Origin of the sequence: Pseudonocardia yuanmonensis (assembly GCF_039542425.1) — a bacterium.
GTDB lineage: Bacteria > Actinomycetota > Actinomycetes > Mycobacteriales > Pseudonocardiaceae > Pseudonocardia > Pseudonocardia yuanmonensis.
The window spans coordinates 70,766-96,476 of record NZ_BAABIC010000003.1 but is presented as its reverse complement, the minus strand read 5'-3'; the positions used below and the strand labels follow the sequence as shown (position 1 = coordinate 96,476).

Here is a 25,711-nt window from a genome sequence, read left to right as displayed (position 1 = left end):
GACGTCCCGGTCGGTGACCCGCTCCGGGTGACCACGGGGCCGGCCGACCCGCCCGGCGACCGCCGTCGCGGCCGTCGGGCGGGTTAGGCTCTGGGGATGCACTCCCGCGAGGTCCGTTCGTGACCGCCCGCCGCATCATGGGCACCGAGGTCGAGTACGGCATCTCCGTGCCCGGCGACCCGACGGCCAACCCCGTCATCACCTCCACGCAGATCGTGCTGGCGTACGCGGCCGCGCAGGACATCCCGCGCAACCGCCGCGCCCGCTGGGACTACGAGGTCGAGTCGCCGCTGCGCGACGCCCGGGGGTTCGACCTGTCGTCGCCCACCCTGTCCAGCTCGAGCAACGACTCGGAGCTCGACGACCTCGGCGCGGCCAACGTCATCCTCACCAACGGCGCCCGGCTCTACGTCGACCACGCGCACCCGGAGTTCTCCACGCCCGAGGTGCTGACCCCGCGCGACGTCGTCATCTGGGACAAGGCGGGGGAGCGGATCATGGAGGAGGCCGCGGTGCGGGCCGCCACCGTGCCCGGCGCGCCGCGGATCCAGCTCTACAAGAACAACGTCGACGGCAAGGGTGCGAGCTACGGCTCGCACGAGAACTACCTCATGGCCCGGCAGACCACGTTCCCGGCGATCGTCGGCGGGCTCACCCCGTTCTTCGTGTCCCGCCAGGTCATCACGGGTGCCGGCCGGGTGGGCATCGGCGCCCAGGGGGACGCCGAGGGCTACCAGATCTCTCAGCGCGCCGACTACATCGAGGTCGAGGTCGGCCTGGAGACCACGCTCAAGCGCGGCATCATCAACACCCGCGACGAGCCGCACGCCGACGCCGACAAGTACCGCCGGCTGCACGTGATCATCGGCGACGCCAACATGAGCGAGTACTCCACGCTGCTCAAGGTCGGCACCACCGCGCTGGTCCTCGACATGATCGAGAACGGCGTCCGGTTCGACGAGCTGCGCCTGGCCGAACCGGTGCGCGCCGTCCACCAGATCAGCCACGACCCGTCGCTGCAGCAGAAGGTGGAGCTGACGGACGGGCGCTCGCTCACGGCCGTCGAGCTGCAGTGGGCCTACCACGAGAAGGCCGTCAAGCACGTCGAGAACGCCCAGGGCGCCGACATCGACCCGGACACCGCCGAGGTGCTCCGGCTCTGGGGCGAGATCCTCGAGGACCTCTCCGAGGACCCGATGCGGACGGCGGACCGGCTCGACTGGACGGCCAAGCTGCGGCTGCTCAACGGTTACCGGGAGCGGGACAACCTGCAGTGGAGCTCGGGCCGGCTCGGCCTGGTCGACCTGCAGTACACGGACGTCCGCATGGCCAAGGGCCTCTACAACCGGCTGGTCACCCGCGGGTCGATGAAGCGCCTGGTCACCGAGGAGGAGGTCGAGCGCGCGATCCGGAACCCGCCGGAGGACACCCGCGCCTTCTTCCGCGGCCGCTGTCTGGAGCGCTACCCCGCGGAGGTCGCGGCGGCGTCCTGGGACTCGGTCATCTTCGACCTGGGCCGGGAGTCGCTGGTCCGCATCCCCACGCTGGAGCCGCTGCGCGGCACGCGCCGGCACGTCGGCGAGCTGATCGAGGGCTCGCGGACGGCCGAGGAGCTGGTGAAGGCCCTCACCAACGGGTGAGGCCGACCCGCCCGGCGGGTCGCACCCGACGGGCGGGACATCAGTTCGCAACCCGCGAACCGTGGGCGGTCGCGGGTCCCGCCAAGTAGGCTGGACCCATCGGACCCCGGGGTCTGCCTGCCACGACGGTGGCGGGTCGCCCGGGATCGGACGCGAGGAGGAGACGTCATGTCCCAGGAGCAGACGAAGCGTCAGGGCGGTGGCGGCGGCGACGACGACGAGAGCGGCGACGCCTCGGCAGCCGGCCAGGAGCGCCGGGAGAAGCTGGGCGAGGACGTCGACACGATCCTCGACGAGATCGACGACGTCCTCGAGGAGAACGCCGAGGACTTCGTCCGCGCGTACGTGCAGAAGGGCGGCGAGTAGCCGCACCCGTGCCGCCGGCGGGTCGGGCCCCGGAGGGGTCCGGCCCGTCGTTCGGTCTATCCGGCCCCATCCGTGAGCGACACCCCGACGAGGAGAGGCACACACCCCACCATGGAGTTCCGCGAGGGCATCCCCGGGCCCGCTGGAGGCTCGTTCGGTCGCCCGTCCCCCGGTTCCCCCGAGCCCGGTCGTGACGGGCTCGCCGGGCTCGGCCACCACGCCGCCTTCGCCGCGCTGGGCGAGACGTCGTTCGCCAACTACGTCGCGGCCACCCAGCCGCACCTGCTCCCCGGCCGGATGTTCGACGCGCCGCGCACCGAGGCTCGGTCCGCCACCCCCGAGTCGCTGGGCGTGCCGCACGGGACCACGATCGTCGCGCTGCAGTTCGCCGAGGGCGTCGTCATCGCCGGCGACCGGCGCGCCACCGCGGGCAACGTGATCGCCCAGCGGGACATCGAGAAGATCTTCATCACGGACTCGCACTCCGCGGTCGGCATCGCCGGCTCCGCAGGCATCGCGATCGAGATGATCCGGCTGTACTCGGTCGAGCTCGAGCACTACGAGAAGATCGAGGGCGTGGCCATGTCGCTGGACGGCAAGGCCAACCGGCTGGCGGGGATGATCCGCGGCAACCTCGGCGCGGCCATGCAGGGGTTCGTGGTGGTGCCGCTGTTCGCGGGCTACGACACGGAGGAGCCGGACCCGGCCAAGGCCGGCCGCATCGTCACCTACGACCCCACCGGCGGGCGCTACGACGAGTGGCTGGGCTACCACGCCGTCGGCTCCGGGTCGGTGTTCGCCAAGTCCGCACTGAAGAAGATCCACCGGACGTCGGCGGACCTGCAGACCACGCTGCGCAGCGCGGTCGAGGCGCTGTACGACGCCGCGGACGACGACACCGCCACCGGCGGGCCGGACCTGGTGCGGAAGATCTACCCGGTCGTCGTCAGCATCACGGGCCCCGAGGGCGCCGTGCGGCGCTCCGAGGAGGAGATCGCCGGGATCGTCGACCGGATCGTGGCGGACCGGGCGGAGAACCCGGGCGGCTGAGCGCCCCCCGCTCGCACCCGGCCAGCACGATGAGACTCAGGAGCGTCCCCCGATGACGATGCCCTTCTACTCCTCCGTCGACCAGCTGCTCCGCGACCGTTCGGAGCTCGCCCGCAAGGGCATCTCCCGCGGCCGCAGCGTCGTGGTCCTGACCTTCTCCGGCGGCGTGCTGTTCGTCGCCGAGAACCACTCCACCGCGCTCAACAAGGTCTCCGAGATCTACGACCGGATCGGGTTCGCCGCCGTCGGCCGGTACAACGAGTTCGAGGGGCTGCGCACCGCCGGCATCCGGCTCGCCGACTCCCGCGGGTTCTCCTACGACCGGCGGGACGTCACCAGCCGCTGGCTGGCCAACACCTACGCGCAGTTCATCGGCGCGGCGTTCGTGGAGCAGCAGAAGCCCTACGAGGCCGAGATCTGCGTGGCCGAGGTGGGGGAGACCCAGGACGGCGACCAGCTGTACCGGATCACCTACGACGGCTCGATCACGGACGAGCCGCAGTACGTGGTGATGGGGGGCACCACCGAGCCGATCTCGGCCAAGCTCAAGGACGTCTACGACGCCGGCCACGACCTCGGCCAGGCGCTCGCGGCCGCGTTGGAGGGCCTGCAGGTCCCCGGCGCCGGACCGGGCAACGGCACCGAGCCGCGCGTACTGGGCGAGAAGGCCCTCGAGGTGGCCGTGCTGGACCGCACCCGACAGGGCCGCGCCTTCCGCCGGATCAAGGGCCCCGTGCTGCGCAACCTGCTGCCCGCCGCGAACCGCGGCGGGTCCGCGGACGAGCCGGAGGTCCGCGGCGGGGACGACACCCCGGCCGCCGGCGGCGTGCTGCCGGAGAACGGCACGTCGGGCGGCCCGGGCACGCCGCCCTCGCTGAACTGACCCGACCCTGCGCGCCGGTCCACCCCGCGTGGGCCGGCGCGCGGCGTCCTCAGGAGTAGGTGCGCAGCTCCACGCCGTTGCCGTCGGGGTCGGTCAGGTAGATGCCGCGGCCCTGGCCCCGCGCCCCGAACAGCTCCTTCGGGCCGGCCACTCCGTGCTCGGCGGCCAGCGCGGCCAGGTCGGCGTCCGTCACGACCAGGGCGAAGTGCCCCACGTTCGTGCCCGTCCGCTCGCCGCGCTGGACGTCGATGATCGTCCCGGGCGACACGCGCAGGGACGCGAACGGCACCTCCCCGCGCCGCCACTCCTCGAGCCGTTCGGGCGCGAGCCCCAGGGTCTCCCGGTACCAGCCGATCAGCCGCTCGGGGTCCGCGGTGACCAGGACGACGTGGTCCAGCTCCTCGACGCGCATGGCGCCGAGCGTAGGGCCGGATCCCGCTACGGGGCGACGCGTTCGGGGTGGGTGTAGACGTTGCCCGCCCCGCCGCGGAGGAACCCGACGAGGGTGAGCCCGGCCTCGTCGGCCAGCTCCACGGCCAGCGACGACGGCGCGGACACCGCGGCCAGCACCGGCACCCCGGCCATCACGGCCTTCTGCACCAGCTCGAACGACGCGCGCCCGGACACCTGCAGCACCGTCCCGGCGGCCGGGACCCGGCCCTCGAGCAGCGCGTGCCCGAGCACCTTGTCGACGGCGTTGTGCCGGCCGACGTCCTCGCGCGTGACCAGCAGCGACCCGTCCGGCGCGAACAGCCCGGCCGCGTGCAGCCCGCCGGTGGAGTCGAAGACCTTCTGGGCCGAACGCAGCCGGTCCGGCAGCGACCCGAGCACCTCCCACGGCACGCGCACCGCGTCGGCGGCGGGGGAGAAGCGGGACTTGAGCTTCACGGCGTCGAGCGAGGCCTTCCCGCAGACCCCGCAGGAGGAGGTCGTGTAGAAGTTCCGCTCCACCGAGGTGTCCGGCGGCTCGACGCCCGGGGCGAGGGCGACGTCGAGGACGTTGTAGGTGTTGCGGCCCTCGGCGTCGACGGAGTCGCAGTACCGGGCGGTGACCAGGTCCGACGCCGCACCGATGACGCCCTCGGTGAGCAGGAAGCCGTGCGCGAGCTCGACGTCGTGTCCCGGGGTGCGCATGGTGACGGTCAGCGGCGCCCCGTCGACCCGCAGCTCGAGCGGCTCCTCGACGGCCAGGGTGTCCGGTCGGCGGCGCTGCGAGCCGTCCGCCGCGATCCGCAGCACGGGCCGTCGCGCGGTGAGCCTCCCCATGCGATCAGCGTACGGAGCCGCGCGGTCCGGCGCCGTGCCGGAACGTGCGAGCGGGGTCACGCGCCGGCCCGCCGGACTCAGTCGGCCGACGCGAGGATGCAGAAGCGGTTCATGCTGAAGAAGTAGTCGCCGCCGCGGACGTCGGCCAGCCACGCCCGGCCGTCCTCGGCCGTCACGCCCCGGCGGTCCGCGACGTAGGTCGCGATGGTGCGGGCGATGAGGGCGCTGTAGGTGTCCTCGTCGAGGCGCGGGTTGAGGATGGGGATCGCGACCTGCGCGGTGACCCGGAACCCGGCCCCCTCCAGGAGCCGGGCCCACACCGTGGGCAGGTGCGGGTGCACGAGGTGCTCCTCCCACGCCGCCATGACGCGGGCGTGCCGGTCCCGGTCCGCGACGTGCCACACCACCGAGTCCCAGTCGGTGTCGAGCAACAGCACGCGCCCGCCCGGGCGGACGACCCGGCGGAGCTCGGCGAAGGCGCGCCGGATGTCCGCGACGTACTCGTAGACCTGGGTGGAGACGACGGCGTCGACGGCGTCGTCCGGGTAGGGGAGGGACTCCGCGCCGCCCAGGGTGAGGGTCACGGCGGGCAGCGCGCCCGCCCGCCGCGCCGCCAGGGCGTTCATCGCCGGGCTGGGGTCGATGCCGTGGACGGTGCCCTCCGGCCCCACCGCGGCGGCGAGGGACTCCAGCAGGAACCCGGGCCCGGAGCCGACGTCGAGGATCCGCTCGCCGGGTCGCGGCGCGAGCAGGGCCAGCACCTCGTCCCGCTGCCGCACGATGTCGGGGGTCGAGTAGACCCGCTCGATCTCCCGGGCGCCTTCCTCGTCGAACGCGAGCGTCATCGGTCCTCCCGGGGGTCGTGTCGGGGTGGGGTCGGACCAGTCGAGCCCGGCATTACCGGCCCCGCCCGCGGCTCCCCGGGGACGGGGCGTGCCGCGGATCAGCCCTGGAAGGGCCGGTCCCGCCCGGTCCAGCGCTGCTCGTCGCGGCGGTAGACCGGGATCGGGTTCTTGGCGACCCGGAAGGTGTACCGGCCGGCCTCCGCGACCACCTCGCCGTCCGTCGCGAGCTCGCTCGGCACGGCCAGCTCGACGTCGAGCTCCGGGGTCTCGAGCTGGGTGTAGACGCGGCTGTGCCCGAGCGCGCCGAGGATCAGGGCGGCGACCACCCGCAGCCGGGAGAACGGGACGTCCGCCCGGAGCCACCGGACGTCGAGCAGTCCGGAGTCCAGCGTCGGCCGCCAGGCGGGCACCATGCCGCGCGGGTGGTAGGGCCCGTTGCCGACGAAGATGAACCACACGAGGTGCCACCGGTCGCCGACCTTGACCCGCACCTTCTCCGAGCGGTGCAACACGGTGACCAGGGCCGCCGCGAAGGCCGGCCACTTGCCCCACCGGGGCTGCCACTTCTCCCGCAGCCGGACCAGCTCCGGGTAGGAGCCCACGCTGGCGGTGTTGAGGAAGTAGCGGGTGCGGATGACCTCGGGGTCCGCCGGCTCGTCGCCGATCCCGGGGTGCGCCTCGACCAGGGCGAGGTCGACGGCCACGGCCTCGCCGGCCTGGGTGGCGTCGACCGCCTCCTGCAGGTCGTAGACGCCGACGTCGCGGGCGAAGTGGTTGAGCGTCCCCGCCGGCACCACGACCAGGGGCAGGTGGTGCCGGTCGGCCGCCGCCGCGGCGGCGGCGACCGTGCCGTCCCCACCCGCGACCCCGAGGGCCCGCACCCAGTCGCCGCGCTCGGCGACGGCCTCGTCGAGCTGCTCGCCGAGGTCCTTGCCCCGGGTCACGCGCAGCAGGTGCGCGGCGGGCAGCGCCTCGCGGACGTCCTCGGTGAGGTCCTGGTCGGGCGGACCGGAGTGCGGGTTGACCACGATGACCAGGCCCTCGCCCTGCGGCAGCTCCGGGACGCTGTCCACCGGCCGGGCCCGGGCCTCGTCCGTGCGGCGGGCAGGCCACCAGCGCTGGGTGCCCAGCGCCATCCCGGAGCCGACGGCGGCCCCCACCGCCACGTCGGAGGCCCAGTGGACGCCGACGTGCACGCGCGAGTAGGCGACGGCCGCGGCGAGCGGGACGACCACGGGCGCGACCTTCGGGTTCTCCAGCGTGACGGCCGTGGCGAAGGCGGCCGCCGAGGCCGCGTGCCCCGACGGGAAGGACGACGAGGTGGGCGGGTTGCGCAGCGTGCGGTAGGCCGGGAGCTCGGCCGCGGCCGGACGGCGCCGGGGGAGGAGGGGTTTGAGGACGCCGTTGGCCGTGGCCGAGGAGCACGCGATGGCGAGCAGACCGCGCGCGGCCGCCTTCCGGCCGGCCCCGCGGCGCACCGCGAGCACGCCCGCGATCACCACCCACAGCGCGCTGTGGTTGGCCGCGGCGGACAGCCGGCGCATCACGTGGTCGAACCGGGTGTGCGGGCGTGCCGACACCGCGGCCGTCACCGCCCGGTCCAGGTCGCTGACGGCCGCCAGCCCCTGGTCGAGGCGGCGGGATTTCAGGGCGACTCGCCGGAACCAGTCGGTCACAGGCGTGACCTTATGGGGCCTCCTGCGCTTACGCTGGAAGGCATGCAGCGTCGGATCTTCGGGGTCGAGACCGAGTTCGGGGTCACGTGCACCTTCCACGGACAGCGCCGGCTGTCCCCGGACGAGGTCGCGCGGTACCTGTTCCGGCGCGTCGTGTCCTGGGGCAGGTCCTCGAACGTCTTCCTGCGCAACGGTGCCCGGCTCTACCTCGACGTCGGCTCGCACCCCGAGTACGCCACGGCCGAGTGCGACACCCTCACGGGGCTGGTCGCGCACGACAAGGCGGGCGAGCGGATCCTCGAGGACCTGCTGGTCGACGCCGAGCGCCGGCTCGTCGACGAGGGCATCGGCGGCGACATCTACCTGTTCAAGAACAACACCGACTCCGCGGGCAACTCCTACGGCTGCCACGAGAACTACCTGGTGGCGCGGCAGGGCGAGTTCGCCCGGATCGCCGACGTGCTGCTGCCCTTCCTGGTCACCCGTCAGCTGATCTGCGGCGCGGGCAAGGTGCTGCAGACCCCGCGGGGCGCCGTCTACTGCCTGTCGCAGCGGGCCGAGCACATCTGGGAGGGCGTCTCCAGCGCCACCACCCGCTCACGCCCGATCATCAACACGCGGGACGAGCCGCACGCGGACGCGGAGCGCTACCGCCGGCTGCACGTGATCGTCGGCGACTCGAACATGGCCGAGACCACCACCCTGCTCAAGGTCGGCACCACGCACCTGGTGCTGGAGATGATCGAGGCCGGCGTCCAGTTCCGGGACTTCACCCTGGACAACCCGATCCGCGCGATCCGCGAGATCAGCCACGACCTCACCGGCCGGCGCACCGTGCGGCTGGCGGGCGGGCGCGAGGCCAGCGCGCTGGACATCCAGCGCGAGTACCACGCCCGGGCCGTCGAGCACCTGCGCCAGCGCGGCAGCGAGGACCGCACGCTGGAGCGGGTCGTGGAGCTGTGGGGCCGCACGCTCGACGCGGTCGAGACGCAGAACTTCTCCCTGATCGACAGGGAGATCGACTGGGCGATCAAGTACCGGCTGGTGGAGCGGTACCGGGCCAAGCACGACCTGGACCTGTCGAGCGCCCGGATCGCGCAGCTGGACCTGGCCTACCACGACATCCGGCGCGGCCGGGGCCTGTTCGACATGCTGCAGCGCAAGGGCCTGGTCGAGCGGGTCACGGACGACGGCGAGATCGAGGTCGCCAAGGACACCCCGCCGCAGAGCACGCGGGCCAAGCTGCGCGGCGACTTCATCGCCGCCGCCCAGGCCGCGGGCCGCGACTTCACCGTCGACTGGGTGCACCTCAAGCTCAACGACCAGGCGCAGCGGACCGTGCTCTGCAAGGACCCGTTCCGGTCGGTCGACGAGCGGGTGGACCGGCTGATCCAGTCCCTCTGAGTCCCCCCGGGTCCTGTCGCACGGACGGCCCCGTCGCCCTCGGGCGGCGGGGCCGTCCGCGTCCGTGGCCGTCCGGGGCTACTCGATGCCCGGCATCATCTTCCGGCGCAGCGCGAGCAGCTCGTCCTGGATCGGGCCGGCGGCGGGACCGGCGTGGTCGGGCGCGGGCTGGATGCCCAGGGCGTGCAGGAGCGCCTCGGCGGCCTGCTTCGGGTCGCCGGTCTCGCCGAGCACGGGGTGCAGGCCCTGGTCGGCGAGATGGTGGAACACCAGGTTCACGACGCTCCACGGGTTGAAGGTCTCCGGCTGGCCGGCGTCGTGCGTCATCGCGGTGGGCCTCCTCGCGCTGTGCGGTGCGTCACGGGAAGCCTCTGCCGCGGTGATCGCGGGGTCAAGGCTGCGCGGTGTCGCTTCCTGAGACACCGGTTCCGCGGCGGCGGACCGCGGTCCGACGTGCCGAGTTCTCCGGGTGCCCACGGCGTTCGAACGGTTGGTCGTATGCTGCCCCCGTGTCCTCCGCCCGTGCCGAGCGCCTGGTCAACCTGGTGCTCTGCCTGCTCTCGACACGGCAGTTCCTGACCGCCGAGCGGATCCGCGCGACCGTGCCCGGCTACGCCGACGCGACGAGCGACGAGGCGTTCTTCCGGATGTTCGAGCGGGACAAGACCGAGCTGCGCGAGCTGGGCGTGCCGCTGGAGACCGGGCGCACCTCGGCGTTCGACACCGTGGAGGGCTACCGGATCGCCCGGGGCGACTACGAGCTCGGGGAGATCGACCTCGACGCCGAGGAGGCCGCCGCCGTCGCGCTGGCGGGGTCGCTGTGGGACTCGCCCGAGCTGTCCGGCGCCGCGCACGGAGCGCTCCGCAAACTGCGGGCCGCCGGGGTCGAGGTGGACGAGAGCCGGGGCTCGGTGCAGCCGCGGGTGCGGGCCGCCGAGCCCGTGTTCGGGGCGCTGCTCGCCGCCGTGCAGGCGGGCCAGGTCGTCACGTTCGACCACCGGCGCGGTGGGCCGACCGGCGAGATCGCGCGGCGGACCGTCGAGCCGTGGGGCGTGGTGTCCTGGCGCGGCCGCTGGTACCTCGTGGGGCACGACCGGGACCGGGCGGACGTCCGCTCCTTCCGGCTGTCCCGGATCCTCGAGCCGATCAAGACCGTCGGCGACCCCGGCGAGGTGACGGTGCCGCCCGACACGAACCTCATGGAGTCGATCCGGCGGACGGTCGACACCGGACCGGTGGTGGGGGTGGCGCGGGTGTGGGTCGCCGAGGGGCACGCGCACGGGCTGCGCCGGCTCGGCACCGTGCTCGGCCCGCGGGAGCTCGGCGGCCGGGCGGGCGACGAGCTGGAGATCGAGCTGCGCAGCGAGCGCACGGTGGCGAGGTGGCTGGCCGGCGCGGGCCCGGACGTCGTCGTGCTGGACCCACCGGGGCTCGCCGCGCACGTCCGGCGGCTGTGGGAGGGCGCGCTGGCCGCGCACGCGGGGGAGCGGGTCCGGTGAGCGGGGCGCGGCGAGCGGGGATCGGGAGATGAGCGGCGTGGCCGAACGGCTGCCGCGGCTGCTGTCGCTGGTCCCGTACCTGCTGGCCCGGCCCGGGATCCCGATCGCCGAGGCCGCCGCGGACTTCGACATCACCCCGCGCCAGCTGCGCCGGGACCTCGAGCTGCTGTGGATGTGCGGGCTGCCGGGCTACGGGCCGGGCGACCTCGTCGACCTGTCCTTCTCCGGGGACACGGTGACGGTCACCGAGGACGCCGGGATGCGCCGCCCGCTGCGGCTGACCACGGCGGAGGCCACCGCGCTGCTGGTCGCGCTGCGGACGCTCGGCGAGGCGCCGGGCGTCGTCGACACCGCCGCCGTCCGCCGGGCCACGGCGAAGATCGAGCGGGCCGTGGGCGACGGCGGGGTGGCCACCGTCGCCGTCGACCTCACCCGCGAGGAGGAGGCCACCGCGGCCGCGGTCCGCGGCGCCCTCGACCGCGAGCGGGCGCTGCAGATCGTCTACTACACAGCAGGGCGGGACGCGGTGTCGCGCCGGACCGTCGACCCGATGCGGCTGCTGCTCGTCGAGGGCCGCGGGTACCTGGAGGCCTGGTGCCGGCGCGCCGAGGGCGTGCGGCTGTTCCGGCTGGACCGGGTCGAGGAGGTCGTCGAGCTCGCCGAGCCGAGCGCCCCGCCGTCGGACGCCGAGCCGCACGACGTGTCGCGGGGGCTGTTCTCGCCCAGCGAGGAGCACCGCACCGCCGTGCTCGAGGTGGCCCGCGAGGCCCGCTGGATCGCCGAGTACTACCCGGTCGACGAGGTCGTGGAGCACGCCGACGGGTCCGGTGCGGCGCGCGTCCTGCTCCGGTACGCCGATCCGGCGTGGCTGGTGCGGCTGGTGCTGGGCCTGGGCGGCGGCGCGCGGGTGGTGGAGCCCCCGGAACTGGGCGCCGCGGTGGCCGAGCGGGCGCGGGCGGCGCTGGCGGCGGCGGACACGGCGGACACGGAGCCGGGGAACGGGCGGGACGGGGAAGGGGCGTGATGGGGTTCTACTGGGTGCCGGCGCTGCTGGGCGCGCTCGGGATCGTCCTGCTGCTGGCGGTGGCCGTGGTCTGCCTCGCCCACGTGCGTCGGTTCGTGCACACCGCTCAGCGGGAGCGCCGGCGCACCGGGCAGGCCGTCGTCCCGCTGCGGTCGGCGGCCGCGGAGCTGCGCACCCGTCGCTGAGGCCTTCCGGGAGATCGTCGGGGTGATCGTTCGAGCGGATCGGCCCCCGACCGGCTGCTCGGACCCGGGGCGCCCGGTGCGTAGTATCCGGGGTGAACCGGTTCCGTCGAAAGGACTGCTCATGCCGAGTCTCGGCGGGTGGGAGATCGTCATCCTCGTGGTGGTGGTGCTCCTGCTGTTCGGCGCCAAGAAGCTGCCCGACATGGCCCGCTCCGTGGGCCAGTCCGCCCGCATCTTCAAGGGCGAGATGAAGGGCATGAAGAACGACGGCAACGCCGAGGAGCCGGCGACGCAGCAGCCCCCTGCCCAGCTGCCGCCGGCGCAGGCCCAGCAGGGCACCACGGGGAGCACCGGTGCCACGAGCACCACCGGCTCGGAGGCGTCGGCGCGGCCGGCCGAGCAGCCGGCGGAGCAGCGCGAGCACCAGCAGTAGGGCCCCGCTCGACGTGGTGAAGCTCAGCCGCCGCCGGAGGCCGAAGAACCCCGACGGTACGATGACGCTCGTCGAGCACCTCTACGAGCTGCGCAACCGTCTCGGGATCTCGCTGCTGGCGATCGCGCTCACCACGATCGTCGGCTACATCTGGTTCGAGGTCGGGTTCTTCGGCGCACCCAGCCTGGGCGCCCTGCTCAAGGAGCCGTACTGCTCGCTGCCCGCCTCCTCGCGGGCCGTGTTCACCGCCGACGGGTCCTGCACCCTGCTCGGCACCGGGCCCTTCGACCAGTTCATGCTGCGGCTGAAGGTCGGCGCGGTGGCCGGCATCGTGATGGCCTGCCCGGTGTGGCTGTACCAGTTGTGGGCGTTCATCGTGCCCGGGCTGTACCCGAAGGAGCGCAAGTTCGCGCTGATCTTCGTCAGCACGGCGGCCGTGCTGTTCGTCGCCGGCGCGGTGCTCGCCTACTTCGTGGTCTCGCAGGGCCTGTCCTTCCTGCTGACGATCGGCAGCGAGGTCCAGACCACCGCGCTGACCGGCGAGAGCTACTTCGGCTTCGTCATCGCGCTGCTGCTGATCTTCGGCGTGAGCTTCGAGATCCCGCTGCTCGTGGTGATGCTCAACCAGGTCGGGATCCTGAGCTACGAGCGGCTGCGCAGGTCGCGGCGCGGGATCATCTTCGGCCTCTTCGCGTTCGCCGCGATCGCCACGCCGGGGCAGGACCCGATCTCGATGACCGCGCTCGCCGCGGCGCTCACGCTGCTGTTCGAGCTCGCCATCCAGATCGCGCGGGTGCACGACAGGCGCAAGGCGAAGCAGCGCAAGGCCGAGGGCTGGGACGACTGGGACCCGGACGCCCCGTCCCCGATCGACACGACCCCCAGCCACGTCGAGGGGCCCAGCCACGTCGACGGGCCCGGCCGGATCGAGGAGCCGGCGCCCGTCCCGCCGCCGGCGCCTGTCAGCCGTGCGGAGCCGAGCGCCCGCAACGTCGACGACGTCACCTGAGCCGGCTCCTGGGCCGCGCGGCCCGTCCCGCGTTGCCCCGTGAGCGGGGTAACGCGGCCGTCCGACGGCGGAGTGTCGGTGAGGTGTGACAGCCTGGTCGGGTGGCCAGCAGCACACCGGCCCCGGCCGAGGCGTACGCCGCGGCCCGGGCCCGCGCCGCGCATCCGCGGCTGAGCGAGTTCGCCGGGTCCCTCCCCTTCGGCCTCGACGGGTTCCAGCGCGAGGCGTGCGAGGCGCTCGAGGACGGGCACGGCGTACTCGTCTGCGCGCCGACCGGCGCGGGGAAGACCGTCGTCGGCGAGTTCGCCGTGCACCTCGCCCTCGCGCAGGGCCTGAAGTGCTTCTACACCACGCCGATCAAGGCGCTGTCGAACCAGAAGTACGCCGACCTCGTCGAGCGCCACGGCGCCGCCGCCGTCGGCCTGCTCACCGGCGACACCAGCGTGAACGGGGACGCGCAAGTGGTCGTGATGACCACCGAGGTCCTGCGGAACATGATCTACGCGGGCTCGCGGTCGCTGGACCAGCTCGGCTACGTGGTGATGGACGAGGTGCACTACCTCGCCGACCGGTTCCGCGGCGCGGTCTGGGAGGAGGTCATCCTCCAGCTGCCCGAGCACGTCGCGATCGTCAGCCTGTCGGCCACGGTGAGCAACGCCGAGGAGTTCGGGGACTGGCTGGTCGCCGTGCGCGGCGACACGGCCGTCGTCGTCGACGAGGTGCGGCCGGTGCCGCTGTGGCAGCACATGATGGTCGGCAACCGGCTCTACGACCTGTTCGCGGAGCGGGCCGGCGAGCTCGCCGTCGATCCCGAGCTGCTGCGGCAGACGCGCGAGCTCACCCGTCAGGACAACATGGCGACCTGGGTGACCGAGGGCCGGCGCGGCCGCTCGTCGGGGCCCGGCCGGGGCGGGCCGCCACGGTCGCGGGGCGGGATCCGGCCGGCCTCGCGGGTGACGGTCATCGACCGGCTGGACCGGGCGGCCCTGCTGCCGGCGATCACCTTCGTGTTCAGCCGGGCGGGGTGCGACGCCGCCGTGGCGCAGTGCGTGCGCGCCGGGCTGCGGCTCACGGCCGAGGCCGAGGTCACCGAGATCCGGCGGATCGTCGAGAAGCACACGGGGGACCTGCCGCAGGCCGACCTGGGCGTGCTCGGCTACTGGGAGTGGCGCGAGGCGCTCGAGCGCGGGATCGCGGCGCACCACGCCGGCATGCTGCCGGCGTTCAAGGAGACCGTCGAGGAGCTGTTCGTCGAGGGGCTCGTCCGGTGCGTGTTCGCCACCGAGACCCTGGCGCTCGGGATCAACATGCCGGCCCGCACGGTCGTGCTGGAGCGCCTGGTCAAGTACAACGGCGAGGCCCACGTCGACCTCACCCCCGGCGAGTACACCCAGCTCACCGGGCGTGCCGGGCGGCGCGGGATCGACATCGAGGGGCACGCCGTCGTCATCTGGCAGCCGGGGGTCGATCCCGAGCACGTCGCCGGGCTGGCGTCCACCCGCACCTACCCGCTGCGCAGCTCCTTCCGCGCCGACTACAACATGACGATCAACCTGGTCGAGCGGCTCGGCATCGAGCAGGGCCGGGAGCTGCTGGAGCAGTCCTTCGGGCAGTTCCAGGCGGACCGGTCGGTCGTCGGGCTGTCCCGGCGGATCGAGCGGAACACCGAGGCGCTGCGGGGTTACGCCGAGTCCATGCGGTGCCACCTCGGGGACTTCGGCGAGTACGCGCGGCTGCGCCGGCAGGTGTCCGACCGGGAGAAGATGCTGCGCCGGCAGGGCTCGGCCGAGCGGCGCACCGAGGTCACCGACTCGCTGCGGACGTTGCGGCCGGGGGACGTCATCGCCGTGCCGGGCGGGCGCCGGGCCGGGCTCGCGGTCGTCCTCGACCCGCCCGCCGACCACGAGGACCCGCGGCCGCTGGTGCTCACCGAGGACCGGTGGGCCGGGCGGCTCTCGGCCGCGGACTTCCCGGCGGCGGTCACGGCCCTCGGCCGGATGCGGCTGCCCAAGCGCGTCGACCACCGCTCGCCCCGGGTGCGACGGGACCTCGCGTCGTCCTTGCGCAACACGGGCATCGTGGCGCCCACCCCGGAGCGGCGGCGACGCGGCAGCAGCACCGTGGACGATCCCGAGCTCGCCGCCCTGCGCCGCGCGCTGCGGGCCCACCCGTGCCACGGCTGCGACGACCGCGAGGCCCACGCCCGCTGGGGCGAGCGGCACGCCCGGCTCGAGCGCGAGACCGAGCAGCTGCGACAGAAGGTCCGCGCGACCACGCACTCGCTCGCCCGCGGCTTCGACCGGATCCGCGCGCTGCTCACCGAGCGCGGCTACCTCGACGGCGAGACGGTCACCGACCACGGGCGCCGGCTGTCCCGGCTGTGGGGCGAGTCGGACCTGCTCGCCGCGGAGTGCCTGCGCCACGGGGTGTGGGACTCGCTCGATCCCGCCGAGCTGGCCGCGGTGGTGTCGGCGCTGGTCTACGAGTCGCGCCGGGACAACGCCCCGGTGCCGCGGGTGCCGCAGGGTGCCGTCACGGACGCGCTCGCCGACAGCGTGCGGATCTGGGCGGAGCTGGAGCAGGACGAGCGCCGGCACAAGATCGACCGCACCCGCGAGCCGGACCTCGGCTTCGCCTGGCCGATGCACCGGTGGGCGCGCGGCGAGTCGCTCGCCCAGGTACTCGAGGCGGCCGAGCGCAACGGGCAGGAGCTCTCGGCGGGCGACTTCGTGCGCTGGGCCCGGCAGGTGCTGGACCTGCTCGAGCAGATCGCCTCGGTCGCCGGGAAGACGGACGGGGTGGGCCGCACCGCCCACAGGGCCGCCCGGGAGGTCCGGCGGGGGGTCGTGGCCGCGGGCGTCGGCTGAGCGTGCCGCGGTCCTGCGCGGCTGCTCTGGGCTCCGGCGGAGGAAAGATCACCACCCGCGGTACCTGACGGCCGTCCTGCACCGCAGGTGGGATCACCGGGACGTCCGGCTGCGTTGCAGCGTTGATGATGATCGCTGTCCGGGACCGGTTCCGGCCACATGTGGCCGGGATGGGGCCCAGGCGACGATCACGGCTCCGCGATCGCGGGTGCCGGCGCTGGTGATCGCCGTTCGGGACCGTTGCGGGCCGGGTGTGGCCGGGATGGGGCCCAGGTGGTGCTCATGGCGGAGCGGTCGTGGAAGCCGTCGCTGGTGATCGCCGCTCGGGATGTTGCGGGCCGGGTGTGGCCGGGATGGGGCCCAGGTGGCGATCATGACGGAGCGGCGTGGGTGCCGGTGCTGGGTGATCGCTGTTCGGGACCGTTATCGGCCGTACGTGGCCGTGGTGTGCCCCGTCCGGCGACCCTGACTGTGCGGTCGGAGGCGTGAGCGTGAAGCGGCCCGAGGGGAGATCCGAGCGGCGGTCGGAGTTGCGTCTGGAGCTCCGAATGGAGCAGAGGGGCGTGGATCAGGGGTAGTGGCCTGTGCACCCACGGTGGGAGCGGGCGGTGCGGGGGCCGACCGGCCGCAGCGGCGCGCCGGGGTGTGCTTGGATCGTTGCCCGGGCGGCCCGGGTCGCGCTGCCGGGGCGCGGGGACGGGCCCCGCTCGAAGGGAACGCGGCCCGCGAACGACACGGAACGGGCGAGCACGGCGAGCAGCACTCGAGCACGGAACGCAGGACGGACGGAAGGTCGGCGATGAGCACCCCACGGGACCCGCACCGCGAGACGGACCGGGGCCACCGGGCCGCCGGCGGCCAGGGAGACACGGCCGGGCCCGATCCGTCGACCGGCGGCGGGAGCGCGCGCGAGCAGGGCGGGGACGTCGGCGGCGAGCACGGCGCCGACTCCGCGTCGCGCACCGTGCCGCACCCCGGGCGTTCCGGCTGGGACTTCACCCGCACCCCGGAGGCCGATCCGCCCACCCCGGCTTACGGCTCCCCGGCCGTCGAGCACGGCGACGAGGCACGTCCCGGCCGAATCCCGACCCACGACCGGCCGTCCGCGAGCGGCGAGGCGTCGGGGACCGGCAGTTCCGCCTGGAGCGGCGATGCGCAGCGCGGCGGTTCGGAGTGGAGCGCGGGCGGCGGATCCGGCTGGAGCTCCGGCGGCCAGGGCGACGGCTCGGGCTGGGACCCGGAGGGCACCGCGGCCTGGGCGCCGGACGACCGCACGGCGCAGAACTGGGACCCCGAGGGCGACCGCACCGCCGCGCACCCGGCCCCCGACGGTGGCTGGGACCCGGCGGGCGCGGGACTCGCCGGTGCCGGCTCCGCGACCTCGACCCTGCCGGGGGACAGGAGCCGCGCCTCGCGCCGCCGGGGACGGTCGGGCGGGCGGAAGACGCTGATCGCCGCGGCCGCGGCCGTGGTCGTGGTGCTGGCCGTGCTCGCGGTGACCGCGTTCTGGGTGCCGGGCTTCCTGGTGACCGAGGAGTTCGACCAGCAGGCGCTGCAGGCCGGCGTCACGCAGATCCTCACCGAGGACTACGGCCTGGACGCCACCGCCGTGAGCTGCCCGGAGGGCCAGCGGGTGGAGGCGGGTACGACCTTCACGTGCTCGGCCAACGTCGACGGCGAGAACGTCGAGGTTCCGGTCACGGTCCTCGACGACCAGGGCACCTACCAGGTCGGTCGGGTCTGATCCCGGGGCGGGACGGCAGGCGGGACCCCGCCCGCGGCGGATTCCGGGTGACAGGAGGCGCTCGGGAGCCGGAGGATCGGGGACCGTGAGCACGACCGGTACCCAGTCCCGCGAGCCCCGGACCGCCACACCCCCGACGGCGGGCGCCGCCGCCCGCCCCGGCCCCGAGGTGCGGGTGCTGGAGCCCGGCGAGCTCCGGACGGCACACGCGCTCTTCGGCGCCGCCCTGCACGCCGGCGGCCCGGTCGACGACGACCGCTGGGCCGTCACCCGGCTCTCCTACGCCCCGGGCCGCACCTTCGGCGTGGACCTGCCCGCCGGCACCCTGGCCGGGACCGCCACCAGCTTCGGTTCCGCACTCACGGTGCCCGGCGGTGCACGGGTACCGATGGCGGCCGTCACCCGCGTCGGCGTCCGGGCCGACCGGACGCGCCGCGGCCTGCTCACCGCGCTCATGCGGGAGCAGCTGTCCGACGCGGCCGACCGCGGCGAGGTCACCGCAACCCTGCGGGCCAGCGAGGCGCGCATCTACGGCCGCTTCGGCTACGGCGTCGCGAGCCGCGGACGGAACCTGAGGGTGACCGCCGGGGCCCGCTTCCGCCCCGGCGCCCCGGCCGCCGGGGAGGTCCGGCTGGTCCATCCCGACGAGGCCGCCACGCTCCTGCCGCCGATCTACGCCCGGATTCTGACCGGGACCACGCGCCCGGGCCCGATCGTCCGCGACGACGGCTGGTGGGCCCTCACGCTGCGCCGCCCCGCCGCCGACGCGGCACGGGGGATCGCGGTGCACACCGGACCGGACGGCGACGACGGCTTCGCCCTGTGGACCGTGCGCCAGGAGGGCACGGACTTCGGCGAGAACGTCCTCGAGCTCCACGACCTGCACGCCGCGACCCCGCAGGCCACCGCCGGCCTGTGGCGCTTCCTGCTGGGCGTCGACCTCCTCCGCGCCGTCTCCGCCCACCTGCGGCCGTGGGACGAGCCGGTGGACCTGCTCCTCGACGACCCGCGCCACTGCCGCACGACCGGCGTCGGCGACGAGACCTGGCTCCGCCTGCTCGACGTGCCCGCCGCGCTCGCCGCCCGCACCTGGGGCGAGAGCGGGCAAGAGCCGCTCCGCATCCGCGTGCACGACGCCCTCTTCCCGGCGAACGACGGCGTGCACGTGATCGGCGATCGGGCTGCCTCCGCGATCGGCGACAGCGACGGCGCCGATCCCGCGCCGGCCGGGGACGGCCCGGCCGACCTCGAGTGCGACGTCGCGGGCCTCGCCATGGCCTACCTCGGCGACCGGCGCCCGTCCGAGCTGGTCGCGAGCGGCTGGTGGAGTGCGCACGACCGAGCTGCCGTCCCCCGCGCCGACCGCCTCTTCACGACGAGCGAGGTGCCGTGGTGCGGGACCTTCTTCTGATCCCGCGACCGGCCCGGTGCGGGGCGGCCTCGACGGAGGACGGCTCGGGACCGGGTGTCAGCCCTTGAGCGCCGCGACCAGCCGGTCCACGGACCCGCCCAGGCCCCAGCGCTCCGCCAGCGCCGCGAGCGCCCCGGCGTCGGCGGGGGAGTCGGGCAGGGTATCGGGCCGCGAGAGCTCCACGGGCGCGTCCTGCACCACCCGCACGACCGGCTCGACGACGGCCAGGTACTCCGCCGCCTTCGCCAGCTTGCTCCGGACGTTCGCCGCGAGCCGGGTGTCGCCGGGGTCCCCGACCGCCGCGACCAGCTCGCCCCACGAGCCGAACTTCCCGACCAGCGTCGCTGCCGTCTTCGCGCCCACTCCGGGGACGCCGGGCAGCCCGTCGGAGGGGTCGCCGCGCAGCATCGCCATCTCGGCGTAGGCCTCACCGGCGCGGTCCCGTGGCACGCCGTACTTCTCGGCGACCTCGGCGGGCCCGAGGAGCTCGGCCTTGGCCAGGCCGCGGCCCACGTAGAGCAGCCGCACCGGCGTCGGGTCCTCGCGGACGATCTGCATGAGGTCACGGTCGCCGCTGACCCCCACCACGGGGTCGGCGGACTCGCGGTGGGCCAGCGTGCCGATCACGTCGTCGGCCTCGTGGCCCTCGGCCCCGCCGGTGGCGATGCCGGCCGCGGCGAGCACGTCGAGGATGACCGGGACCTGCGGCGCGAGGGTGTCCGGCACCTCCTCGGGGATCCCCGCGGGTGCGGTGTCCGGCCCGCTGCCCGGTGTGGAGCCCTCGATCCGGTGCGCCTTGTACGAGGGCAGCGCCTCGACCCGGAAGGCCGGCCGCCAGTCGAGGTCCAGGCAGGCGACCAGCCGCGCGGGGCGGTGCTCGGCGACCAGTCGGGCGATCATGTCGGTGAACCCGCGGACCGCGTTGACCGGGGTCCCGTCCGGCGCCGTGATCGACTCGGGCACGCCGTAGAAGGCGCGGAAGTACATGCTCGCGGCGTCGAGCAGCATCAGCGAGCCGGCCGGCGCCTGGAGCGCGGACTTCTGGGGTGCCGTCACGGTGAGCCAGCATGCCAGGCAGCGGCGACGCGCAGCGTGAGCGCCCTAAGCTCGCCCCATGAGCCACGCCGTCCCCACCGAGCTGCTCGCCGACCGGCTGCGCCGCGCCGGCGAGGTCGCCGCCGAGCAGGGCACCGACGTCCTCCTCGTGACCCCCGGCACGGACCTGCGGTACCTGGTCGACCACGCGGGCGAGTCCCACGAGCGGCTGACCTGCCTCGTGCTCCCGGCCGCGGGCCACCGCGCCCCGCCGGCGCTGGTCGTGCCGCGCCTGGAGGCGCCCGGGTTCGACGTCCCCACCCTGGAGGCGCTCGGCGTGGAGGTCCTCACCTGGACGGACGGCGAGGACCCGTACCTGCTCGTCTCCGACCTCGCGGGCGGCCCCACCCGGATGGCCGTGGCCGACGGGATGCCGGCGCGGCACGTGTTCGGCCTGCGGGACGCGTTCCCGGACGTGCGGCAGACGCTCGCCGGGCCCGTGCTGCGCGAGCTGCGGATGCGCAAGGACGCCGCGGAGGTCGAGCAGCTCCGGCTCGCCGGTGCCGCGATCGACCGCGTGCACGCCCGGATGGCCGAGCTCCTCAAGCCCGGCCGCACCGAGGCGCAGGTCGGCGCGGACATCGAGGCCGCCATCGTCGCCGAGGGGCACACCGAGGCCGCCTTCGTGATCGTCGGGTCGGGGCCGAACGGCGCGAGCCCGCACCACGACGTGTCCGACCGGGTGATCGAGCCGGGCGATGTCGTGGTCGTCGACATCGGCGGCCCGCTCGCCACCGGCTACAACTCGGACTGCACCCGTACGTACGCGGTCGGGGCGGAGCCGCCGGCGCAGGTGCGCGAGACCTACGCCGTGCTGCAGGAGGCGCAGGAGCGCTCGGTGCGGGCCGTGCGTCCGGGCGTCACGGCGGAGGCGGTCGACGAGGCCGCCCGCGCCCCGATCACCGAGGCCGGCTTCGGCCCGCGGTTCGTGCACCGCACGGGCCACGGCATCGGGCTCGACGTCCACGAGGAGCCCTACATCGTCGGCGGCAACGCGCTCACCCTCGAGCCCGGCATGGCCTTCAGCGTGGAGCCCGGCATCTACCTCGACGGGGAGTGGGGCGCCCGCATCGAGGACATCGTGGTGGTGAGCGAGTCCGGTGCCGAGCGGCTGAACAACGGGCCGCGGGACCTCGTGATCCTCTAGGGCCACCCCGTTCACCCCGCTCACGCCGCCACCTCCGGGTGCGCCGCACCGTCGCGCCCGGGCACGCACGCCGCACGCGCCGCGCCGCCGCCGACGAACTCGCGGAGGCAGCCGGCGATCGCGGTGTGCGCGGCCGCGGTCGGGTGGAAGGACTCCTGGAACAGGTGCCTGCCGGCGGTGTCGAGCGCGCCCTGCACCAGCGTCCGCGGGTCGACGGTCAGCCGGCGCTGCCACTCGTCCCGCAACGGGCCCGTGCACGCCTCCCGGCCCTCGGCGAGCCGGGTGAGGTCCAGGAAGCGCGCACCCACCCGCTCGGCCACCGCGGCGATGGTGGCGGCGAGCCGGGGGAACGCGACGGTGCGCGCCCACCCGGCGTCGGGCCGTGAGTAGGGGCACCCCTGGACGCCGTGCCACACGGGCATGGCCTCGCTGCCCGGCGCGGCGTAGGAGAGCAGGACGAACGCGTAGTCGGCCGGCGCGTAACCCGCCTCGGTCATCGCGCTCCGGACGTCCCGGGCCGCCGCCTCGATCCGGGGCTCGACCGCCGCGAGCCGGCCGGCCCAGCCGGGGCCGAGGGTCGTGCGGCACCCCGGCTCGCGCAGGTCGAGGAAGGCCCGGATGCAGGCGACGGCGACGCCGGACAGGTCCGGCTCGTCGTTCGCCCCGACCTGCAGGGTCACCGCGAGCACGCGGTGCCGTCGTGCGACCTCCACCAGCCGCCGGGCCTGCGACCCCTCGGTGTGGTGCACCGCCGCGCCGAACGCGACGTGGCCGGCACCGGCCCCCGAGCACGCGAGGTTCACGCCGACCTCGGCCAGCGCGCTGCGGTGCACGTAGGCGGCGGGGGAGCGGTGGCACCAGTTCCCGCCCTCGCCGCGCGTCCCCGCCTCGTAACCGCCGGCACCCTCTCCGGAGGCCGCGCTGTCGCCCAGCGCGACGACGGCGGTCGGCCGCGGGTCGGGCGGGGGACCGGGTGGCACCCCGGCGACGGCCGGGGGAGCCGACCCGATCGAGGCGAGCACGACCAGGAGGGCGAGCGCGACCGGGAAGGCGACCGGGAGGGCGAGCGCGACCGGGAAGGCGACCGGGAGGGCACGGCGGCGGGACGGGGCGGGGAGCAGGCGAGTCGGCACGCGGCGGACGGTAGGAGCGCAGGCCCCGCCCCAGGGGCCGTCGCCGCTCCGCTGTGGACAACTCCGCTTTCCGGCACGCCCCACCGCGGCCCCGGGCCGGGCGGGGAGCACCCGTGTGGACAGCCGCGCGCGGAGGGCCGGAAGTGTCGGGGAGGTCTGCTAGGTCGCCCCTCGGGGGGAACCCCGGTCCTTCTCCGGGCGTTGTCCGGACGCACCCACCCCGCGGACGCGGCATCGTGAGGTGCAGGGCGGCGAGAACCGCCGCCGACGGATCGAGGAGCTCGACGACACCATGGCAACCACCCTCACCCGCCCCCGCAACGGCGCCGTCATCGCCGGCGTCTGCGCCGGCCTGGCGCAGCGCTTCGGCCTCAGCCCGTTCGTGGTCCGGCTGATCTTCCTGCTGTCCTGCCTGCTCCCGGGCCCGCAGTTCGTGATCTACATCGTGCTGTGGATCCTGATGCCGAAGGCCCCGTACTGATCGACCGGCCCGGGGTGCGGTAGACACCCGGACCGTGTCCCGCACCCTGCTCACCGGCCTACGGCTGCCCGGCCGGCCCGGTCCCGTCGCCATCGAGACCGAGGCCGGGCGGGTCACCTGGACCGGCGCGGCCGAGCGGGCCCGCGGCCGAGGCGACGCGCGTGTCGAGGATCTCGACGGGGTCCTGCTGACCTCGCCGTTCGTCGACGCGCACGTGCACACCACGGCGTCCGGTCTGCTGCTCGACGGCCTGGACCTCACCCGCTGCGCGACCGCGGCCGGGGTCCTGGCCGCCGTGGCGGCGGCCGCGGGCACGACCCCGTCCGCCGGCGTCGTGTGGGGTCACGGCTGGGAGGAGGACCGCTGGTCCGGCCCACCGCCGAGCCGGGCGGAGCTCGATCGCGCCGCCGCCGGCCGGGCCGTCTACCTGAGCCGCATCGACGTCCACTCCGCCCTGGCCTCCACCGCCCTGGTCGACCGGGCACCGGGCGCCGTGGGAACCGCGGGGTGGAGCCCGACGGGTCCGCTGAGCGCCGACGCCCACCACCACGTCCGTCGCGCCGCGCTGGCCGCCCTGGACCCCGCGCAGCGCCGCTCGGCCCAGCGCGCCTTCCTCGACCACGCGGCGTCCCGCGGCGTGGCGGAGGTGCACGAGTGTGCCGGCCCGGAGATCTCCGGCCGGGCGGATCTCGCGGACCTGCTCGCGGGCGGGCACGGCGTGCACGTCGTCGGCTACTGGGGCGAGGCCGTCGACACCCGGGACGCCGCCCGCGCGCTGCGGGCCGAGACCGGCGCGCGCGGCCTGGCCGGGGACCTGTTCGTCGATGGCTCGCTGGGCTCCCGCACGGCCGCCCTGCACACCCCGTACCGCGACGCCCCGGGCTGGACAGGCAACCGCTACCTCGATCCCGACGTCCTGGCCGCGCACCTCGCCGCCTGCACCCGCGCCGGGATCCAGGGGGGCTTCCACGTGATCGGCGAGGCCGCCGTCGAGGACGCCGTCGCCGCGCTCGAGGAGGCCGCCCGCCGGACCTCGCCGGCCGCGGTCCGGGCCGCCCGGCACCGGCTGGAGCACCTGGAGATGGTCGACGCCGGGCAGGCGGCCCGGCTGGCCGCGCTCGGCGTGGTCGCCAGCGTCCAGCCCCTGTTCGACGCGGCCTGGGGCGGCCCCGACGGCATGTACGCGGCGCGGCTCGGGGCCGACCGGGCCCGCGGGATGAACCCCTTCCGCACGCTCGACGAGGCCGGTGTCGTGCTCGCCCTCGGCTCCGACTCGCCGGTCACGCCGCTGGACCCGTGGGCCACGGTCCGGGCCGCGGCCGCCCACCGCACCCCCTCGTCGTCGGTCGACGAGGCCACCGCCCTGGCCGCCCACACCGCGGGCGGCCGGCACGCGGCCGGCGGCGCGGGCACCCCGGTGCCTGAGAGCGGCGGCCCCGCCTCCTACGCGCTCTGGGACGGCACCCGCTGCCTGCGGACCGTGCGCGAGGGGCACGTCCTGCACGACGCCGGGGGCGACCCCGCGGAGTGACGTGGGGCGCCCCCGCTTCCCCCCGGGCGGACCGCTCTGGCATCCTGTTCCGCGTGATCGACCGGACCGGCCGCCGCCCCCTCGTGGGTCGCTGCTGTCCGGGGTGTTGTCGCTGTTGCCGCTGACACCCCCGGTACCGTCCGCCCGCCGCACCCCCGCGGCCCGCACAGACTGCGATCACCTCCATGACCGCTCCCGCGGCCCCTGCTCCCGCCACGCCCCTCGTCTCCGCCGTCCCGGCGCTCCCCGAGCCCGACCTGCGGGGACACACCGTCGTCGCCCTGCACCCGCACCCGGACGACGAGGCGATCTTCACCGGCATCACGCTGCGCCGGCTGGCCGACGCCGGCGCCCGCGTCGTGCTCGTCATGGCCACCGGGGGTGAGCTGGGCGGGTCCCGGCTCCCGCTGCGCCCCGGCGAGACCGTGCGGCAGCGCCGGCTGGCCGAGCTCGAGCACGCCGCCGAGCTCCTCGGCGTCGCGCGCCTGGTGCTGCTCGGCCGCCGCGACTCCGGGCTGCCCGGCGGCCCGGACAGCAGCCACGCCCGCGCGCTCGCCGGCGCCGAGCCGCTCGCCCTGGCCAGCCGCCTCGCCGAGATCGTCGACGACGAGGGCGCCGGCACCCTGCTCGCCGACGACGAGCTGGGCGTCTACGGCCACCCCGACCACCGGATGGCCGGCGTGGTCGGCACCATCGCCGCCGAGCTGACCGGCGCCGACGCCTACCTCGCGACGGTCGACCGGCAGGGTCTCGGCCCGGACGGCCACCTCGTCCACGGCGCCGCCCGCGCCGCGGCGGTGCCCTTCGGCCGGGAGGGCGGCGAGATCGCCCTGACGGTCGCCGGCGACGCGCGGCATCTCGCGGTCAAGCGGGCCGCGATCCTCGCGCACGCCAGCCAGGTCGATCCGGCCGAGCTCCCGGAGCAGGACTTCGCCGCCGCCTACGGCCGCGAGTGGTTCCGCCGCACCGGTCCCGCGGCCCGGCCCGGCGTCCTCGACCTCCTCTAGCAGCTCCGGCGAGGG

Annotated in this window: 24 protein-coding genes; 17 read left to right on the top strand and 7 right to left on the bottom strand. The window is 75.2% G+C overall.

Features of this window, described 5'->3' with window-relative positions:
- The first annotated feature begins 137 nt into the window (after nt 1-137).
- The 4 genes from dop (at nt 138) to prcA (ending at nt 3,939) form a co-directional block, all read left to right on the top strand.
- Nucleotides 138-1,640, top strand: coding sequence for a depupylase/deamidase Dop (gene dop, locus ABD990_RS05130; protein ID WP_345379036.1), 1,503 nt, complete (start codon nt 138-140; stop codon nt 1,638-1,640).
- Between the two features lie 168 nt (nt 1,641-1,808).
- On the top strand, nt 1,809-2,006 hold the full coding sequence (locus ABD990_RS05125; protein WP_345378688.1) for a ubiquitin-like protein Pup: 198 nt from the start codon (nt 1,809-1,811) through the stop codon (nt 2,004-2,006).
- A gap of 111 nt (nt 2,007-2,117) precedes the next feature.
- Nucleotides 2,118-3,056 (top strand): proteasome subunit beta, encoded by a 939-nt coding sequence (gene prcB / locus ABD990_RS05120; RefSeq protein WP_345378686.1) that lies wholly within the window; start codon nt 2,118-2,120, stop codon nt 3,054-3,056.
- A gap of 52 nt (nt 3,057-3,108) precedes the next feature.
- A complete protein-coding gene (prcA, locus tag ABD990_RS05115) occupies nt 3,109-3,939 on the top strand; it encodes a proteasome subunit alpha (RefSeq protein ID WP_345378685.1) in 831 nt (276 codons plus the stop codon).
- Nucleotides 3,940-3,988: 49 nt separating this feature from the next.
- Here prcA and ABD990_RS05110 read toward each other — a convergent pair whose 3' ends face one another.
- From ABD990_RS05110 to ABD990_RS05095, 4 genes are all read right to left on the bottom strand, one after another.
- Entirely contained in the window at nt 3,989-4,351 is a 363-nt protein-coding gene (locus ABD990_RS05110; protein WP_345378683.1) for a VOC family protein, read from the bottom strand.
- Between the two features lie 26 nt (nt 4,352-4,377).
- Nucleotides 4,378-5,205 (bottom strand): formate dehydrogenase accessory sulfurtransferase FdhD, encoded by an 828-nt coding sequence (gene fdhD / locus ABD990_RS05105; protein WP_345378682.1) that lies wholly within the window; start codon nt 5,203-5,205, stop codon nt 4,378-4,380.
- A gap of 77 nt (nt 5,206-5,282) precedes the next feature.
- Complete coding sequence (locus ABD990_RS05100) at nt 5,283-6,050, bottom strand: methyltransferase domain-containing protein (RefSeq protein ID WP_345378681.1); 768 nt, start codon at nt 6,048-6,050, stop codon at nt 5,283-5,285.
- Nucleotides 6,051-6,148: 98 nt separating this feature from the next.
- Complete coding sequence (locus ABD990_RS05095) at nt 6,149-7,594, bottom strand: bifunctional phosphatase PAP2/diacylglycerol kinase family protein (protein ID WP_425569483.1); 1,446 nt, start codon at nt 7,592-7,594, stop codon at nt 6,149-6,151.
- Between the two features lie 174 nt (nt 7,595-7,768).
- Here ABD990_RS05095 and pafA point away from each other — a divergent pair, with 174 nt between their 5' ends.
- Nucleotides 7,769-9,130, top strand: coding sequence for a Pup--protein ligase (gene pafA / locus ABD990_RS05090; RefSeq protein WP_345378678.1), 1,362 nt, complete (start codon nt 7,769-7,771; stop codon nt 9,128-9,130).
- A 78-nt stretch (nt 9,131-9,208) separates the two neighbouring features.
- Here the strand turns inward: pafA and ABD990_RS05085 are convergent, their stop codons facing one another.
- A complete protein-coding gene (locus tag ABD990_RS05085; RefSeq protein ID WP_345378677.1) occupies nt 9,209-9,457 on the bottom strand; it encodes a hypothetical protein in 249 nt (82 codons plus the stop codon).
- A gap of 182 nt (nt 9,458-9,639) precedes the next feature.
- On the opposite strand from ABD990_RS05085, the gene ABD990_RS05080 reads away from it, so the two are divergent.
- From ABD990_RS05080 to ABD990_RS05045, 8 genes are all read left to right on the top strand, one after another.
- Nucleotides 9,640-10,629: a helix-turn-helix transcriptional regulator gene (locus ABD990_RS05080; RefSeq protein ID WP_345378675.1), complete on the top strand. Its 990-nt coding sequence runs from the start codon at nt 9,640-9,642 to the stop codon at nt 10,627-10,629.
- Nucleotides 10,630-10,657: 28 nt separating this feature from the next.
- The gene (locus ABD990_RS05075; RefSeq protein WP_345378674.1) at nt 10,658-11,653 is read left to right on the top strand and encodes a helix-turn-helix transcriptional regulator; all 996 of its coding nucleotides are present in this window, start codon (nt 10,658-10,660) and stop codon (nt 11,651-11,653) included.
- Nucleotides 11,653-11,838 carry a hypothetical protein gene (locus tag ABD990_RS05070; protein ID WP_345378673.1) on the top strand — a complete coding sequence of 62 codons (186 nt, stop codon included), beginning with the start codon at nt 11,653-11,655 and terminating at the stop codon, nt 11,836-11,838. The genes ABD990_RS05075 and ABD990_RS05070 overlap by 1 nt, the downstream gene beginning before the upstream one ends.
- A 121-nt stretch (nt 11,839-11,959) precedes the next feature.
- The gene (gene tatA, locus ABD990_RS05065) at nt 11,960-12,271 is read left to right on the top strand and encodes a Sec-independent protein translocase subunit TatA (RefSeq protein ID WP_345378671.1); all 312 of its coding nucleotides are present in this window, start codon (nt 11,960-11,962) and stop codon (nt 12,269-12,271) included.
- Between the two features lie 61 nt (nt 12,272-12,332).
- Nucleotides 12,333-13,280, top strand: coding sequence for a twin-arginine translocase subunit TatC (tatC, locus tag ABD990_RS05060; RefSeq protein ID WP_345378669.1), 948 nt, complete (start codon nt 12,333-12,335; stop codon nt 13,278-13,280).
- Nucleotides 13,281-13,381: 101 nt separating this feature from the next.
- A complete protein-coding gene (locus tag ABD990_RS05055; protein WP_345378668.1) occupies nt 13,382-16,147 on the top strand; it encodes a DEAD/DEAH box helicase in 2,766 nt (921 codons plus the stop codon).
- Between the two features lie 799 nt (nt 16,148-16,946).
- On the top strand, nt 16,947-17,891 hold the full coding sequence (locus ABD990_RS05050) for a DUF4333 domain-containing protein (protein WP_345378666.1): 945 nt from the start codon (nt 16,947-16,949) through the stop codon (nt 17,889-17,891).
- Nucleotides 17,892-17,976: 85 nt separating this feature from the next.
- The gene (locus ABD990_RS05045) at nt 17,977-19,302 is read left to right on the top strand and encodes a GNAT family N-acetyltransferase (RefSeq protein ID WP_345378665.1); all 1,326 of its coding nucleotides are present in this window, start codon (nt 17,977-17,979) and stop codon (nt 19,300-19,302) included.
- Nucleotides 19,303-19,359: 57 nt separating this feature from the next.
- Here the strand turns inward: ABD990_RS05045 and ABD990_RS05040 are convergent, their stop codons facing one another.
- Complete coding sequence (locus ABD990_RS05040) at nt 19,360-20,310, bottom strand: 5'-3' exonuclease (RefSeq protein WP_345379035.1); 951 nt, start codon at nt 20,308-20,310, stop codon at nt 19,360-19,362.
- Nucleotides 20,311-20,416: 106 nt separating this feature from the next.
- Here ABD990_RS05040 and ABD990_RS05035 point away from each other — a divergent pair, with 106 nt between their 5' ends.
- A complete protein-coding gene (locus tag ABD990_RS05035) occupies nt 20,417-21,544 on the top strand; it encodes a M24 family metallopeptidase (RefSeq protein WP_345378664.1) in 1,128 nt (375 codons plus the stop codon).
- A gap of 20 nt (nt 21,545-21,564) precedes the next feature.
- Here ABD990_RS05035 and ABD990_RS05030 read toward each other — a convergent pair whose 3' ends face one another.
- Nucleotides 21,565-22,677: a GDSL-type esterase/lipase family protein gene (locus tag ABD990_RS05030; protein WP_345378662.1), complete on the bottom strand. Its 1,113-nt coding sequence runs from the start codon at nt 22,675-22,677 to the stop codon at nt 21,565-21,567.
- A gap of 292 nt (nt 22,678-22,969) precedes the next feature.
- On the opposite strand from ABD990_RS05030, the gene ABD990_RS05025 reads away from it, so the two are divergent.
- The 3 genes from ABD990_RS05025 (at nt 22,970) to ABD990_RS05015 (ending at nt 25,696) form a co-directional block, all read left to right on the top strand.
- Entirely contained in the window at nt 22,970-23,158 is a 189-nt protein-coding gene (locus ABD990_RS05025; RefSeq protein ID WP_232868634.1) for a PspC domain-containing protein, read from the top strand.
- A 34-nt stretch (nt 23,159-23,192) separates the two neighbouring features.
- Nucleotides 23,193-24,689 (top strand): amidohydrolase, encoded by a 1,497-nt coding sequence (locus ABD990_RS05020; protein ID WP_345378659.1) that lies wholly within the window; start codon nt 23,193-23,195, stop codon nt 24,687-24,689.
- A 185-nt stretch (nt 24,690-24,874) separates the two neighbouring features.
- Entirely contained in the window at nt 24,875-25,696 is an 822-nt protein-coding gene (locus tag ABD990_RS05015) for a PIG-L deacetylase family protein (protein WP_345378658.1), read from the top strand.
- Nucleotides 25,697-25,711: the final 15 nt, after the last annotated feature.

Excerpts from the sequence above, each read along its gene's own strand:
- dop (WP_345379036.1), top strand. The coding sequence starts at position 138 with ATGGGCACCGAGGTCGAGTACGGCATCTCCGTGCCCGGCGACCCGACG.
- ABD990_RS05125 (WP_345378688.1), top strand. The coding sequence starts at position 1,809 with ATGTCCCAGGAGCAGACGAAGCGTCAGGGCGGTGGCGGCGGCGACGAC.
- prcB (WP_345378686.1), top strand. The coding sequence starts at position 2,118 with ATGGAGTTCCGCGAGGGCATCCCCGGGCCCGCTGGAGGCTCGTTCGGT.
- prcA (WP_345378685.1), top strand. The coding sequence starts at position 3,109 with ATGACGATGCCCTTCTACTCCTCCGTCGACCAGCTGCTCCGCGACCGT.
- ABD990_RS05110 (WP_345378683.1), bottom strand. The coding sequence starts at position 4,351 with ATGCGCGTCGAGGAGCTGGACCACGTCGTCCTGGTCACCGCGGACCCC.
- fdhD (WP_345378682.1), bottom strand. The coding sequence starts at position 5,205 with ATGGGGAGGCTCACCGCGCGACGGCCCGTGCTGCGGATCGCGGCGGAC.
- ABD990_RS05100 (WP_345378681.1), bottom strand. The coding sequence starts at position 6,050 with ATGACGCTCGCGTTCGACGAGGAAGGCGCCCGGGAGATCGAGCGGGTC.
- ABD990_RS05095 (WP_425569483.1), bottom strand. The coding sequence starts at position 7,594 with ATGCGCCGGCTGTCCGCCGCGGCCAACCACAGCGCGCTGTGGGTGGTG.
- pafA (WP_345378678.1), top strand. The coding sequence starts at position 7,769 with ATGCAGCGTCGGATCTTCGGGGTCGAGACCGAGTTCGGGGTCACGTGC.
- ABD990_RS05085 (WP_345378677.1), bottom strand. The coding sequence starts at position 9,457 with ATGACGCACGACGCCGGCCAGCCGGAGACCTTCAACCCGTGGAGCGTC.
- ABD990_RS05075 (WP_345378674.1), top strand. The coding sequence starts at position 10,658 with ATGAGCGGCGTGGCCGAACGGCTGCCGCGGCTGCTGTCGCTGGTCCCG.
- ABD990_RS05070 (WP_345378673.1), top strand. The coding sequence starts at position 11,653 with ATGGGGTTCTACTGGGTGCCGGCGCTGCTGGGCGCGCTCGGGATCGTC.
- tatA (WP_345378671.1), top strand. The coding sequence starts at position 11,960 with ATGCCGAGTCTCGGCGGGTGGGAGATCGTCATCCTCGTGGTGGTGGTG.
- tatC (WP_345378669.1), top strand. The coding sequence starts at position 12,333 with ATGACGCTCGTCGAGCACCTCTACGAGCTGCGCAACCGTCTCGGGATC.
- ABD990_RS05050 (WP_345378666.1), top strand. The coding sequence starts at position 16,947 with ATGAGCACCCCACGGGACCCGCACCGCGAGACGGACCGGGGCCACCGG.
- ABD990_RS05040 (WP_345379035.1), bottom strand. The coding sequence starts at position 20,310 with ATGCTGCTCGACGCCGCGAGCATGTACTTCCGCGCCTTCTACGGCGTG.
- ABD990_RS05035 (WP_345378664.1), top strand. The coding sequence starts at position 20,417 with ATGAGCCACGCCGTCCCCACCGAGCTGCTCGCCGACCGGCTGCGCCGC.
- ABD990_RS05025 (WP_232868634.1), top strand. The coding sequence starts at position 22,970 with ATGGCAACCACCCTCACCCGCCCCCGCAACGGCGCCGTCATCGCCGGC.
- ABD990_RS05015 (WP_345378658.1), top strand. The coding sequence starts at position 24,875 with ATGACCGCTCCCGCGGCCCCTGCTCCCGCCACGCCCCTCGTCTCCGCC.